At 67.9% G+C, this 15,076-nt stretch carries 9 protein-coding genes; 7 read left to right on the top strand and 2 right to left on the bottom strand.

What is annotated here, in order from left to right; translation table 11 throughout:
* Window positions 1–298: 298 nt before the first annotated feature.
* A complete protein-coding gene (locus JOD64_RS16375; protein WP_307813432.1) occupies window positions 299–997 on the top strand; it encodes an AAA family ATPase in 699 nt (232 codons plus the stop codon).
* Window positions 998–1,007: 10 nt separating this feature from the next.
* On the opposite strand, the gene JOD64_RS16370 is transcribed toward JOD64_RS16375, so the two are convergent.
* Entirely contained in the window at window positions 1,008–1,640 is a 633-nt protein-coding gene (locus JOD64_RS16370; protein ID WP_204943016.1) for a hypothetical protein, read from the bottom strand.
* 274 nt (window positions 1,641–1,914) lie between these two features.
* Here JOD64_RS16370 and JOD64_RS33055 point away from each other — a divergent pair, with 274 nt between their 5' ends.
* A complete protein-coding gene (locus JOD64_RS33055) occupies window positions 1,915–2,163 on the top strand; it encodes a tyrosine-type recombinase/integrase (protein WP_239559541.1) in 249 nt (82 codons plus the stop codon).
* A 350-nt stretch (window positions 2,164–2,513) separates the two neighbouring features.
* Complete coding sequence (locus tag JOD64_RS16360) at window positions 2,514–3,317, top strand: HAD family hydrolase (protein WP_110565067.1); 804 nt, start codon at window positions 2,514–2,516, stop codon at window positions 3,315–3,317.
* Window positions 3,318–3,326: 9 nt separating this feature from the next.
* On the opposite strand, the gene JOD64_RS16355 is transcribed toward JOD64_RS16360, so the two are convergent.
* A complete protein-coding gene (locus JOD64_RS16355) occupies window positions 3,327–4,073 on the bottom strand; it encodes a Fic family protein (protein ID WP_204943015.1) in 747 nt (248 codons plus the stop codon).
* Between the two features lie 478 nt (window positions 4,074–4,551).
* On the opposite strand from JOD64_RS16355, the gene acs reads away from it, so the two are divergent.
* From acs to JOD64_RS16335, 4 genes are all read left to right on the top strand, one after another.
* Entirely contained in the window at window positions 4,552–6,516 is a 1,965-nt protein-coding gene (gene acs, locus JOD64_RS16350; protein WP_204943014.1) for an acetate--CoA ligase, read from the top strand.
* 224 nt (window positions 6,517–6,740) lie between these two features.
* Window positions 6,741–9,536 carry an immune inhibitor A domain-containing protein gene (locus tag JOD64_RS16345; RefSeq protein ID WP_204943013.1) on the top strand — a complete coding sequence of 932 codons (2,796 nt, stop codon included), beginning with the start codon at window positions 6,741–6,743 and terminating at the stop codon, window positions 9,534–9,536.
* A gap of 374 nt (window positions 9,537–9,910) precedes the next feature.
* Window positions 9,911–12,217: an immune inhibitor A domain-containing protein gene (locus JOD64_RS16340; protein WP_239559540.1), complete on the top strand. Its 2,307-nt coding sequence runs from the start codon at window positions 9,911–9,913 to the stop codon at window positions 12,215–12,217.
* A gap of 321 nt (window positions 12,218–12,538) precedes the next feature.
* Entirely contained in the window at window positions 12,539–14,983 is a 2,445-nt protein-coding gene (locus tag JOD64_RS16335) for an immune inhibitor A domain-containing protein (protein WP_204946086.1), read from the top strand.
* Window positions 14,984–15,076 lie beyond the last annotated feature (93 nt).

Raw genomic sequence — 15,076 nt, 5'->3', positions numbered from 1 at the left:
CCGCCGCAGAATCACCGTCCCTGGATGGTCTGGACGGGCCGGAGGATGACCTGTGAGCTGCGGTGGCACGCTCCCACGGGAAAGGGACGACCCCCGTCGGGGGGATGCGGACTCGCGCTGTCGACCGATACCAACCGGTGGCGGCACGCGTCAACGAGCAGGTGCCGGCCCTCGTCGCTTGCCATTCGAGGCCGACCAGCACCGGCGCTCGCGCTGCCTCCTTGCTGCCTCGCTGCCTGACGCTCGCTTACAAGTCCTGTGCAAATCGTCCGGTTGCTCACGCGCGTTAATGTGTCTCGTGATCGTATGGCTCAACGGCACACACGGCGCGGGTAAGACGACGACCAGCTCGCTCGTGCAGCAACTGATTCCGGATTCCCGGGTGTTCGACGCCGAGAAGGTCGGCGAGACGCTCATGGACATCACGCCGGGGCTGCCCGAGACGGACAACTTCCAGCACTGGCCGCCGTGGCGACAGCTCGTCGTCGAGACGGCCCGCCGCGTGCTCGACTACACCGGCGGCACCTTGGTAATACCCATGACTGTCCTGGTCGAGCAGTACTGGCGCGAGATCAGTACGGGCCTCGCCCAACACGCCATCCCGGTAAGGCACTTCGTCATCCACGCTGATCAAGACACCCTTCGCAGGCGTATCGAGGGAGAACACCCCGTTCCGTCGCCGTTCCGTCTCAAGTACCTCGAGCCCTACGCCGAGGCGGCCCGCACGTGGCTACATGCCGAGGCCAAGGTCGTCGACACCACGCACCTGACTCCCGCCCAAGCCGCCATGCAGATCGTCCTCCGAGCTACCGGGGAAGCTCAGGGGCCTAACCTCAGCTTGGGAATCGGGTTGAGTGGGTGCCGCAGGGTGTGGTGCCTGCTGGCCGCGGAAGCCCGAACCACCGGGCCACCCTTCCCCACGGGGCCGGCTGGCCAGGCCGATGCCGGCCGAAGGTCGCCAGCAGGCCGGGGGCGGCGCGCTCGCGGGTCGCCTTGATGCTCTTGGCTCAAGTCAGAACCATCAACGTCAGCTGAATGTTCACGAATCCGTTGAGGGCGAGCGCCACCAGCGTCGAGAGAATCAAAATGGCCTTACCTCTGCGACCCTCGCCGACCATGGGCTTGAGAACCGCACCGACCAGCGACCACACCAAGAAACCGACGAAGCCGAGCAAGACCATCATGATGACGCCGACGTCTCCCAGCAGTTCGGGGTCGAAGTAGTCATGGTGGACTGCTGAACGAACCAACCACTCGCCGGCCAGTACGCCGATGAGCAATGCTGTCGCGAGGTTGGCCAGGGCTAGACCCGCCCCGCCCCACAGCGCGCTACGAATCTTGCCCGAGTATTCCTCCCGCTCCATCAAGGCCGTTTGAGAATGCCGACCAACGGGCACGAAGACACCAAACACCATCGCGATCGCCTGACCAACAGACTGACCCGACGTGTAGACAAGGCCGGTCGCGAAACGCTCCACCTCTCGTACCTGACCGGCGCCCTGTGGATCCGTGTTGACAAAATCGGCGAGTCCGGCGTTGAACCGCGCAGCAATGACCGTTATCAGGGCCACGGCGGCGGCTGCGAACCACCAACCAGCTGTGAAGCCATGGTGCCCGCCCTTAGCGGAGTCGCAAGCCATCCGCCGATTATTGAGGACCCACCGCCGGCGGCACAGATTCCACCGCCGACGAACCTGGAAGACCTCGGACTGCCTTAGCCAACAACTCGACGACCTGCTGCCATCCCGTGTGCCGCCGACCCGCCCTCTTGTGCGGCCGCCGCCGGAGCCGGTCTGCGCTGGGGTGAGTGCGCCGGGCTGACGTGGTCCTCGGTCGACCTCGACCGAGCATCGCTACGCGTGGTTCAGGTGGCCGAGGAAACGCACGGCGGGATCGTGCTGCGTCCGTACCCGAATGCGGTTCCACGATCTACGGCACGCCTACGCCACCTGGCTGGTCACCGACGGCGTCCCGATCAACCTGGTGCAGCGGGTCATGGGCCACGGGCAGGCGTCCACGACGCTCAACCGGTACACCCATACCCCGGACGACTACGCCGCCCGCGTCCTGGAGGCGTTCGACGGCTCTGCTGCCTCTCTGCTGCCTCCGGCCGCAGAAACACAGTCCGTGGACGGTCTGGACGGGCCGGAGGACGACCTGTGAGCTGCGTTGGCACGCTCCCACGGAAAGGGACGACCCCCGTCGGGGGGAGACGGGGGTCGTCGAAGGTTCGGCTCCGGGGGGGTCGAGCCGAACCACTCAGCGGTCACGGGGGGTGCAACCGCTGAGAGTCTGCCTGTTTTCGAGGATGTGAAGGCTCGTCGTACGGATAAGTCTGCCTGAGCGGGCCCGTCACGTCGAGTGGTGCCGACTCCACTCACTGCGAAAATCTCCTCGCAGAGTGTGATCACGATCACGCGGAGCGGAGTTGGTGGTGCCAGCCCGCAGGTCTGAGGGGTGGCCTGACCCCGGGCACCCGCCGACGATAGACCATCCGGCTAGACTTTCGCGCCGTGGGCCGAAGTGCCGCTTTCTTCGATCTAGACAAGACCGTCATCGCCAAGTCGAGCGCCCTGGCGTTTGGTCGGCCGTTCTACCGGGACGGGCTGATCACCCGGCGTGACGTGGTCAAGTCGGCGTACGCGCAGCTGATGTTCCGGCTGGGCGGCACCGACGAGCAGACCATGGCCCGAACACGGGACTACCTGGCCGCGCTCTGCAAGGGCTGGCAGGTGGAGCAGGTCCGCCAGATCGTCGCGGAGACACTGCACGAGCTGATCAACCCCTACGTGTACGCCGAAGCCGCCGCCCTGATCGAGGAGCACCAGGCGGCCGGGCGGGACGTGGTGCTGGTCTCGGCGTCCGGCGAGGAGATGGTCCGGCCGATCGGCGAGCTGCTCGGGGTGACCGACGTGATCGCCACCCGGATGACGGTGCAGGACGGCCGGTACAGCGGCGAGGTCGAGTTCTACGCGGCCGGTCCGAGCAAGGTCGAGGCGGTCGGCGAGTTGGCTGCCGCCCGGGGCTACGACCTGGCCGACTCGTACGCCTACTCCGACTCGTACAGCGATCGCCCGCTCTTGGAGTGCGTCGGCCACCCGAGCGTGGTCAACCCGGACCGGCAGCTGCGCAAACTGGCCTCGGAGAACGCGTGGCCGGTGCTGGAGTTCCGGCATCCGATCCCGTTGGGCCGCCGCCTGCGGGAGCGGCCCGCCGTCCCGGTGGCCGCGGCCGCTCTCGGGGTCGGGGTGGGCGTGGCCATCGGCATCGCGTGGTACGGCCGGCACCGTCGCACCCGCGCTGCCGCCAGCGCGTGACCTGAGCGCTCAGGCGGCGGCGAGGATCTCGTCGCCGATGGGGGTGAGTTGGTCGGCACCCACCTCGACGGCGGCCATGTAGTGGCGCAGCCAGGACCGCAGCCCGTCCGGGGTGCCGGTGGCGAAGGCGCCGGCCGAGCCGACGTACTCGGGCTCCCGCTCACGGTGGCCGACGTCGACCGCGAGCAGGCCCCGCGGGTCGAGGCCGCTGGCGAGCAGCACCAGACGGGCGGCCCCCCGGGCCACCACGCCGGACGGCCCGGCGAACGGGCGCAGGTTCAGCAACTCCCCGTGTACGACGGCGGCGAGCACCAGTGGGGAGACCTTCGTGCCACCGGCGACCAGCCCGGCCAGCCCATCCAGGCGGGTCGCGACCACCGGGTCGGCCACCGGGCGGCCCAGTTCGGCTTCCGGCACCATGTCCCGGGCGGCGAGCACGTGCAGTTTCGCGAGCGCCTGCCGGGGGGCCTTCGGCCAGAGTTCTGTCAGGCCGGGCAGCGCCCCGGCGACACGCAGCGCCCCCTGGAGCACCGGATCGGTGACGGTGCCGGCACGGACCGCCTCGCGTTCGTGCACGGCCCCCTCCAGTGCGGCGCTGGCCACCGCTGAGCGGAGGCTGACCTCGGCCGCGACCTGTCCGCCGTGTCGGCGCAGCGCACGGTGCCCGAGTGCCTGGTCGAACCGCTCGCGGGCACGCTCGACGGTGGCGGAGATGTCGGCGAGCGCGAGCAGGGGTGCGAGCGGGTCGGTGGTCACCCCGCCACGCTAGCGACCCGCCCCGGCCGCCCGGGCCGCACCCGCCCGCATCGCGGCTCCCGCCACCGGCCGCAGCCACCGACGCAGCCGCAGCCGCAGCCGCAGCCGCAGCAAGCGACGATCAGGGCAAGGTCAACACAAGGTCGGCGATGTAGGGGTGTCCCGCCCGCCTCGATACCGCCACATCGCCGACCTCGTGTCGATCAAGCGCGCGCAGGCCAACGACGCAGACGGGCCAGGCGCGCAACGCACGCAAGCCAAGCAGGCAAGCAGGCGCGTGGCGCAGGCGCGCCGGGCAGGCCCGCGACGGCATGCGCTCCAGGTGGGGGCGCGGCGTCAGCACGGGCTGGGACGGCCGTCGGGCGCGTGGCGGGGGCCGCTCGGCGCGACGGAGTGGGCAGCCGTCGCCGGTCGAGGGCCCCGCGACTACCCTCGTGCCATCGAGACGCAGGTCACCCCGAGGACGAGGAGTCACGGCATGAGCGAGGCATTGGCCAATCTGCTGAGTGAGACGCGCCAGTTCCCGCCGCCGGCCGAGCTCGCCGCGCACGCCAACGTCACCGTCGACGCGTACGCCGAGGCTGAGGCCGACCGGCTCGCCTTCTGGGCGAAGCAGGCCGATCGTCTGGCCTGGTCGAAGAAGTGGGACGAGGTGCTCGACTGGTCGAACCCACCGTTCGCGAAGTGGTTCGTCGGCGGGCAGCTCAACGTGGCGTACAACTGCCTGGACCGGCACGTCGAGGCGGGCCGCGGCGACAAGGTGGCGATTCACTGGGAGGGCGAGCCGGGCGACACCCGCACCATCACGTACGCCGATCTGCACGAGTTGACCTGTCGGGCGGCGAACGCGCTCACCGACCTGGGCGTGACCGCCGGCGACCGGGTCGCCATCTACCTGCCGATGATCCCCGAGGCGGCGGTGGCCATGCTGGCGTGCGCCCGGATCGGCGCCGCGCACAGCGTGGTCTTCGGCGGCTTCTCGGCCGACTCGCTGAGCAACCGGATCCAGGACGCCAGCGCCAAGGTCGTGATCACGGCCGATGGTGGTTACCGGAGGGGCAAGCCGTCGGCGCTGAAGCCGACCGTCGACGAGGCGGTGGCGAACTGCCCGTCGGTGGACCACGTGCTGGTGGTGCGCCGCACCGGCCAGGAGGTGGCGTGGTCGGAGAAGGACCTCTGGTGGCACGAGACGGTCGAGACCGCGTCGGCCGAGCACACCGCGCAGCCGTTCGACGCCGAGCACCCGCTGTTCATCCTCTACACCAGCGGCACCACGGCCCGACCGAAGGGCATCCTGCACACCACGGGCGGCTACCTCACGCAGACGTCGTACACCGCGAACGCGGTCTTCGACCTGAAGCCGGAGACGGACGTCTACTGGTGCACGGCCGACATCGGTTGGGTCACCGGTCACTCCTACATCGTGTACGGCCCGCTCTCCAACGGGGTCACGCAGGTGATGTACGAGGGCACCCCGGACACCCCGCACAGGGGTCGTTTCTGGGACATCGTCGAGAAGTACCGGGTGAGCATCCTCTACACCGCGCCGACGTTGATCCGCACGATGATGAAGTGGGGTGAGGACATCCCGGCCGGCCACGACCTCTCGTCGCTGCGGCTGCTCGGCAGCGTTGGTGAGCCGATCAACCCCGAGGCCTGGATGTGGTACAGGGAGCACATCGGCGGCGGGGCGCTGCCCGTCGTGGACACCTGGTGGCAGACCGAGACGGGCTCGATCATGATCTCCCCGTTGCCGGGTGTGACGGCGGCCAAGCCGGGTTCGGCGATGACCCCGCTGCCGGGCATCGTGGCCGACGTGGTGGACGACCAGGGCCAGTCGGTGCCGAACGGTGGTGGCGGCTACCTGGTGCTGCGTGAGCCGTGGCCGTCGATGCTGCGCACCATCTGGGGTGACGACGAGCGGTTCATCGACACGTACTGGTCTCGGTTCGAGGGCATGTACTTCGCCGGTGACGGAGCGAAGAAGGACGACGACGGGCACATCTGGCTGCTCGGCCGGGTCGACGACGTGATGTTGGTGTCGGGGCACAACATCTCGACGACCGAGGTGGAGTCGGCGTTGGTGTCGCATCCGTCGGTCGCCGAGGCGGCCGTGGTGGGCGCGACCGACCCGACCACCGGTCAGGCGATCGTCGCGTTCGCCATCCCCCGGGGCAGCACGGACATCGCTGGCGAGGCGGGCGAGCAACTCATCGCCGACCTGCGCAACCATGTCTCGAAGACGCTCGGCCCGATCGCCAAGCCGCGGCAGATCATGCTGGTGCCGGAGTTGCCGAAGACCCGCTCCGGCAAGATCATGCGCCGGTTGCTGCGCGACGTGGCGGAGCACCGGTCACTGGGTGACGTGACCACGTTGCAGGACTCGTCGGTGATGGACCTGATCTCCTCCGGGATGACCGGCGCGAAGTCCGACGAGGACTGACGGCAGACGTACTCCAGCGGTGGGTGGCGGTCCGGGCGGACCGTCACCCACCGTTGTCTTGTGTGGAGGTACGCACCGCGGCGCTCCGACCGAACGGATAACGCATCGATCACGATCCCGCCGCGCGCGTTGATTCTCATTTAGTTTCACGCGCGTCGGGCGGTGTCGATGCGCCTCACCGCGCCCGGAGCCGACCGACGTCCTCTGCCCGAGAACGGAGTGGCATGAACAGAAACTCCCATCCGGGGTCGCGCCGACGACTACTCGTCGCGCTGCCCGTCATCGCCCTCGCGGCCACGTCACTGACCGTGACTGGCAGCGCGGCCGCCCAGTCGTCGTCCAGCACCCCCCGGGCGGTGATCGGCGCCGATGAGTACTACATCAACTACGCCGAGCCCGAGGTGCAGCCGGACACCACCGGCCGTGAGGTCAAGGGCAAGGGTGGCGTCTACACCCCTGCCGCGGCGTCCGCGCGCGCGTTCGACCAGAAGCACGCCCGGGGCAACCCGGTCACCGCGCGGCAGCTGGCCAAGGACGAAGCCACGTCGCTGAAGACGGGCAAGAACCCCCGCCAGTTCAAGAAGGCGCCGACCACCCAGACGGCGAAGCTGCTCACGCTGCTGGTGGAGTTCAACGACACGGCGAACGACGACTTCACCGGGGTGATGGTCCCCAAGACGGTGTTCGAGGACCGGACCTGCGTCCCCGGCACGGTGCAGAACGGCCCGAAGCACAACAACATCCCGAACCCGGCGACCCTCGGGTACGAGGACAACAACTCGATGTGGGTGCCGGACTTCTCGCCGACGCACTACAACAAGATGCTCTACACCAAGGAGGGCATCACCGAGCGGGTCCGCAAGGACCTGAAGGGCCCGGACAACAAGAAGGGCATCGACCTGTCCGGGCGCACCATGCACAACATGTACCTGGAGATGTCGAAGAACGCGTACACGGTCGCCGGGCAGGCCAGCCCGTGGATCACCGTGCCGCACTCGGAGGGCTGGTACGCGGCCAACCGCTGCTTCCAGGACGAGACCGGCGCCTGGGTGCCCGGCCGTGAGCAGTCGATGAACGGCCACCCGGACAACCCGGCCGGCGCCGGCCGCCTGGCGACCGACGCGATCGACTCGCTCGCCGCGAAGGACCCGAGCTTCCCCTGGGCCGACTACGACATCGAGGACCAGGCCGACCGGGACGGCGACGGCAACCTCTTCGAGCCGGACGGCGTGATCGACCACCTCGTGCTGGTGCACGCCGGCCAGGGCAAGTCCCGTGGCGGCGGCGCCGAGGGCGTGTACGCCGTGTGGGCGCACTCCTCCACCGTCGCCGGTGGCTACAGCATCCCGGGCACCAACCTCAAGGTGTCGAACTACATCGTGCAGCCGGAGGACGCCGGTGTCGGTGTCTTCGCCCACGAGTTCGGTCACGACCTGGGCCTGCCGGACCTCTACGACACGTCCGGCAACGCCGACTCCGACGTGGACTTCTGGGACCTGATGGCCTCGGGCTCGCACTCCGGGGAGATCTTCCAGGCGCTGCCGACGCACATGGGCATCTGGGACAAGTGGGTGCTCGGTTGGGCCGACCCGCTGGCCATCCGCCCCGGGTCGAACCCCCGCGAGGTGAAGCTCGGGCAGACGTCGCGGACGCCGATCGACGCCGAGGACGGCATCAAGGTCGACCTGCCGGACAAGGTGACGACGCTGGCCACGCCGCACAGCGGCACGAAGATGTGGCACAGCAACAACGACCAGGAGTGGGCTGACGTCACGCTGAGCCGCTCGGTCGACGTGCCGGCCGCAGCCGACTCGAAGTTCTGGATGTGGAACAACTACATCATCGAGGAGGACTGGGACTACGGCTTCGTCGAGCTCTCGACGGACGGCGGGACGACCTGGACCGAGCAGAAGGTGTACGACGAGGCCGGCACCGTGGTCACCACGCCGGACGGCTACGCCGACCCGAACGGCCGGATGAACGACTTCGGCGGCAAGAAGTACGGCCTGACCGGCAGCACCGACGGCTGGCGGCACGACTACGTCGACCTGTCGGCGTACGCGGGCACGACCGTGCAGCTGCGGCTGCGCCAGGCCACCGATGAGGCGTTCCAGGAGCGCAACTGGTTCGCCGACGACTTCTCGGTCACCGGCGGCGGTGCCACCACCTGGAGTGACGACGTCGAGGGCGGCGCCAACGGCTGGACGGCCACCGTGGGCACGTTCGTGGACACCACCGGCGGGGGCTGGAAAGTCTCCTCCGGCACCGAGGTCCACGCTCAGTACTACCTGGCGGAGTGGCGCAACTTCGACGGCTTCGACAAGGGCCTGCAGTACGCCTACGACACGATCTACTCGCACGAGGCGTGGAAGGTCGACCGGATCTCGTACAACGCGCCGGGCATGCTGGTCTGGTACCGGGACACCGCGCTCGGCGACGTCAACCACGTCACCGGGCAGATGACCGCGCTGCCCAGCTACGGCGCGAAGGGCGGGCTGCTCATCGTCGACTCGCACTTCGACCCGCTCCGGCGCACCGGTGCGGCGGCCACGAAGGACCCGTCGGTGACGGACAACCTGCCCAGCCGTCCGCAGTCGGCCAACGCGGCATTCACGCTGCAGAAGACGTACCCCTTCACCGAGTGCCTGGAGGCGGCGGGCGAGCCGTACAGCGCTTACTGCACCAAGTTCAAGGCGCAGCCGGCGGTGAAGTCGTTCACTGACGCCAAGGGCTGGTACCCGGGCATCGAGATGCGCGACGGCGCTCCCTACGCCCGGGACAACGACGCGTCGGTGGTCCTGCCGTCGCGGAACAACGCGCCGTACACCACCCGGGTCACCCACCCGGACGGCAGCCCCGCGCCGGAGTTCTACGGCGTGACCCTGAGCGGTGGCGCGATCGTCCTGGGCACCGGTAACCCCGGTGACCAGGGTGTGAACTACGGCGTCTCGCTCACCATCAAGAAGGCGGCGCGGGACAACTCGTCCGCCACGATCTTCGTCACCCCGGCGAAGAAGTGACCCGCAACAGCTCCGTCGTCTGACGGATCAACGCGGCGGCCCGCCCGGAGCAGCATGCTCCGGGCGGGCCGTTCCGCGTTCGGGCCCACCGCACGGCGTGACGTTTCCGTCGGCTCGGGCGCTAGACATCGGGAACCTCATAATCCCGCGCAGAATAAATGATCTTGACAGAACCGTGATGTAAATAGTTGCCTCAGGCCACGACTATCTCATCATGATTTGTCGCCCCGAAACGATCCAAAACCACCTTCGGCCCACTTGATCGACTCGTGACAACCGGTCGGACGCTCTGTAAGGGTGTGTGTCGCACGACATGACAGTGACTGCTTCGACAATCGCTGTCATGTAACACAGGTCCACAAAGGAGGAGACCTTTGAGGCGACGAGTCACAGCCGGTCTGGCCACCGCCACGGCCGCGCTGCTGGCAGCGGGAGTCATGGCGACGCCAGCTTCCGGCGCCCCGGCGGCAAACCCGACCCCCTCATCCAACAAGGCGAAGCACGGCCGGGACAACCTCCCCGACCCGAAGGCGGATCAGCAGCGGGAGATCCGCAAGCAGGCCATCGCCGACCTGCTCTCCGGCAAGGCCAAGCTGGAAACCCGCAACGGCTCGAAGGTCATCAAGATCAAGGACCGGTTCGTCGAGTACCAGCAGCCGCCGAAGGTCGACCCGATCTTCACCATGCTGGTGAACTTCGGCGACAAGACCGACCCGCGCACCGGCGGGGCAGCCGGCCCGGTGGTCGGCCAGATCCAGGAGCCGGACCGGAACTGGGACGGCGGCGCGACCGACGACAACAGCACCTCGTGGTCGTCGAACTACGACCGTCAGCACTACCTGGACATGTTCTACGGTAGTGGCGGCGAGTCGATGCGGGACTTCTACCTGAAGCAGTCCGGCGGCCGCTACACCGTCGGTGGCGATGTCAGCGACTGGGTCACCGTGCCGTTCAACGAGGCGCGGTACGGCAGCAACGCCATCCCGGAGAGCGACGGCTCCTGGAACTTCGTCAAGGACAGCGCCACGTCCTGGTACGACTCCCAGATCGGACTGGGCAAGACCCCGGAGCAGATCAAGCAGTACCTCTCCCAGTTCGACATCTGGGACAGGTACGACTTCGACGGCGACGGCGACTTCAACGAGCCCGACGGCTACATCGACCACTTCCAGGCGGTGCACGCCGGTGAGGGCGAGGAGGCCGGCGGTGGCGCCGAGGGCGAGGACGCCATCTGGTCGCACCGCTGGGGTGCCTTCACCGACCTGGCGGGCAAGGCCGGGCCGGCCGGCAACCTGGCTGGTGGAGTGCAGATCGGCGACACCGGCCTCTGGATCCGCGACTACACCACGGAGCCGGAGAACGGCGGCCTGGGCGTGTTCGCCCACGAGTACGGCCACGACCTCGGCCTGCCGGACCTGTACGACACGGTCGGCGGCGACAACGGCGTGGGGTTCTGGAGCCTGATGTCCTCCGGTTCGTGGCTGAGCCGCGGCAAGGACGACATCGGGACGACCCCGGGCTACATGGACCCGTGGTCGAAGCTCTTCCTCGGTTGGCTGAACCACTCCACGGTGGAGTACGGCAAGGGCACCTCCCAGGTGACGCTCGGGCCGGCCGGTGACAGCGATGGGCCGAAGGCCCAGGCGGTCGTCGTCAATCTGCCGCCGCAGGAGCAGACCAGCACCTACAACACGCCGTTCGGTGGATCGAACGAGTGGTGGGGCGGCAGCGCGGACAACCTGAACAACAGCCTGACCCGCCAACTCGACCTGACCGGCGCCAGCTCGGCCTCGATCAACGCCAAGGCCTGGTACGACACCGAGGAAGACTACGACTTCTTCTACGCCGAGGTGTCGACCGACAACGGTGCCACCTGGACGTCGCTGAGCAGCCCGCTCAACGACGTCGGGGAGACCGGCCTCGACGGGTCGTCGGGCGGCAAGTGGGTGGACCTGAACTACGACCTCGCGGCGTACGCCGGAAAGGTCATCCAGTTGCACTACCGCTACCAGAGCGACGGCGGCAAGCACCTGGCGGGCGTGTTCCTGGACAACATTTCGCTGGTCAAGAACGGCACGGCGGCGTGGACCGACGACGCCGAGACGCTGGCTGCCGAGTGGACCGCCAAGGGCTTCACCCGGATGGGCGGCTCGGTGACCGCCTCGTACCCCCGCTTCTACATCGCGGAGAACCGGACCTACGTCGGGTACGACGACGCCCTGCGGACCGGTGGGTACAACTACGGCTTCACCAACACCCGGCCGAACTGGGTGGAGCGGTACGCGAACCAGCCCGGCATGCTGGTCTGGTACGTGAACTACGCCTACGGCGACAACAACACCTCGGAGCACCCGGGGTACGGCCTGGACCTGCCGGTCGACGTCCGCCCGGGCGCGATCACGGTCAAGGGCCAGGGCACCATCACCAACCGCCGTAGCGGCTTCGACGCGACGTTCAGCCGCTACGACAAGCCCGCCCAGACCTTCCACCTCAACGGGGTGCCGGTCACCCTGCCGAAGTTGAAGGCCAACCCGGTCTTCGACGACAGCGCGGTGGACCGCTACTGGACGGCCGGCAACGAGCAGAACTCGGTGAAGGTGGCGGGCAGCGGCACCCGGATCGAGATCGTCAAGCAGGGCAAGAAGCCGACCGATGACATGGTCGTGCAGATCAGGAACTGATCACTGAGTGGACAGTGGGGCCGGTGGCGGAAACGCTGCCGGCCCCACTGTCGTACGTCCGATCATTTTGATCGAAATGCGTCACTGTGAAACACCGCCGGCCGATCCATCCTGGTCAGCGCCCCAGATGAAGGCCCGGGTGTGACGGCCGAAGGCAATCCAAACAAAATCTTGCAACAAATCGACGCGCACATCTTCCCACCTGTCGCAGCAGTGTCTATGTTCACCCTTGGTCCCACTAGTGGGATCGATATCCCACCGGTCCGTACCCCCGTTGGGCCGGTTCCCTAACACCGGAGGTACCACGTGCGCAAAGTCGCAGTGGGTCTGCTCGGGCTCTCACTGACGGCGACGGGCCTGGCATTCGCACCGTCCGCCAGTGCCGCACCGCAGCCCAAGTTGCCGACAGCCGCTCCGTCGGTCGCCGAGCCCGCCCATGCGGACCACGATCTGCCGAACCCGCTGGAGGACAAGCGGCGCGCGCTGCGCCAGGAGGGCCTCAGCGGGGTCCTGTCCGGCAAGGCCAAGGCAGAGAAGATCAACGGCAGCACGGTCGTCAAGGTCGGCAAGACCCAGGCCGACAGGGCCACCGCCCGCACGACCGGGGCGGGCACGGCCCAGACCGAGGATCAGTACGTCGAACTCTCCCGCGAGCAGACCGACAAGATCTTCGTGATCCTCGCCGAGTTCGGCAACGAGCGGCACCCGGACTACCCGGACAAGAACATCGACCCCAACACGGCGGGGCCGACCAAGTTCGACGGCCCGCTGCACAACGAGATCCCGGCACCCAACCGGGCCGTGGACAACTCCACCGTCTGGCAGCCGGACTTCAACGCGGACCACTACCGGCAGCTCTACTTCGGCACCAAGCCCGGTGACGAGTCGCTGAAGCAGTACTACGAGGCCCAGTCGTCGGGTCGCTACAGCGTCGAGGGCGAGGTCACCGACTGGGTCAAGGTCAAGTACAACGAGGCCCGGTACGGCCGTTCCGACGACCCGATCCCGGACCCGGACCCGAACGAGCCGGCGGATCCCCGCGACGACCCGGCGGTCTGCGACAGCAACGTCTGCAGCAACACGTGGGACCTGGTCCGCGACGCCGCCAACCAGTGGGTCGCCGACCAGAGGACCGCGGGCCGCACCGACGCCGAGATCGCCGCCGACGTCAAGTCGATGGACGAGTACGACCGGTACGACTACAACGGCAACGGCAACTTCAACGAGCCGGACGGCTACATCGACCACTTCCAGATCGTCCACTCCGGCGGCGACCAGGCCGACGGTGACCCGATCCAGGGTGAGGACTCCATCTGGAGCCACCGTTGGTACGCGTACGCGTCCGACCAGGGCAACACCGGGCCGGACACCTTCCCCGGCGGCGGCACCGAGATCGGCGACACCGGGGTCTGGATCGGCGACTACACGATCCAGCCGGAGAACGGTGGCCGCAGCGTCTTCTACCACGAGTACGGTCACGACCTCGGCCTGCCGGACGACTACAACGTCGTCAACGGTGGGGACAACAACAACGAGCACTGGACCCTGATGGCCCAGAGCCGGCTGGGTGCCAAGAACGACCCGGCCATCGGTGACCGCGGTGGCGACCTCGGCGCGTGGAACAAGCTCCAGCTCGGCTGGCTCGACCACGACACGATCGGGCCGAACGAGAAGCGCACCGTGAAGCTCGGCCCGCAGGAGTACAACTCGCCGGAGGCGCAGGCCGCGGTGGTCAACCTTCCGCCGCGTGATTACACCTTCTCGAACGGCGCGCCGTTCGAGGGCAGCAAGCAGTTCTTCTCGGGCAACGAGGACAACTTGAACAGCACGATGACCCGGACGCTCGACCTGACCGGGAAGTCGTCGGCCGCCCTGACCATGAAGGGCCGCTACAACATCGAGGCCGGGTTCGACTACCTGTTCTTCGAGGCATCGCTCGACGGCGGCAAGACCTGGGCGACCCTGCCCGGCACCGTCGGCGGCAACCCGCTGAAGGAGATCTCCCCCGGGCGCTTCGCCCTGGACGGCAGCAGCGCCGGCAAGTGGGTCGACGTCAACATCCCGATGAACGCGGCGGCGGGCAAGGTCGTGCAGTTCCGGCTGCGCTACCAGACCGACGGCGGCCTGTCCCGGGGCGGCTTCTACGGTGACGCCATCACCGTCACCGCCGACGGTCAGACCGTGTTCACCGACGGCGCCGAGTCGGGTGCCAACGGCTGGACGTTCGCCGGGAAGTTCGAAATCGCGGCGGCCACCTACACCAAGAAGTTCGCGAACTACTACATCGCCGGTACCCGGTCGTACACCTCGTACGACAAGTACCTGAAGACCGGCCCGTACTACTTCGGCTACGGAAACACCCGCCCGGACTACGTGGACCACTACGCGTACCAGGAGGGTCTGCTGATCTCCTACTGGAACACCCGGTGGGCGGACAACGACACGTTCGAGCACCCGGGCGAGGGTCGAAACATGATCATCGACGCGCACCCGCGGCCGCTCTACAACCTGACCGGTGACCCCTGGCGGTCCCGCGTCCAGGTCTACGACGCGCCGTTCAGTCTGAAGAAGGCGGACTCGTTCACGCTGCACATCGACGGCCAGCCGCAGTACGTCCGCGGCCAGGCTGCGCAGCCGCTGTTCGACGACACCAAGAAGTACTGGTACGAGGAGCTGCCGAACCACGGCGTCAAGCTCCCCGCCACCGGCAGGAAGATCGAGGTCAAGTCGCAGGACGGCATCTACACCAACGTCCGCTTCTTCTGATCCTCCGATCAGGCGACACCCGCACCACCGCGATGCCCGGGCAGGTCACCTGCCCGGGCATCGCCCGTCACGGAACCCGAACGGCGATGGGCG

This window comes from Micromonospora luteifusca (assembly GCF_016907275.1).
Lineage (GTDB): Bacteria > Actinomycetota > Actinomycetes > Mycobacteriales > Micromonosporaceae > Micromonospora > Micromonospora luteifusca.
Note: the sequence above shows the minus strand (reverse complement) of the source record. Positions and strands in the feature narration are given on the sequence as shown.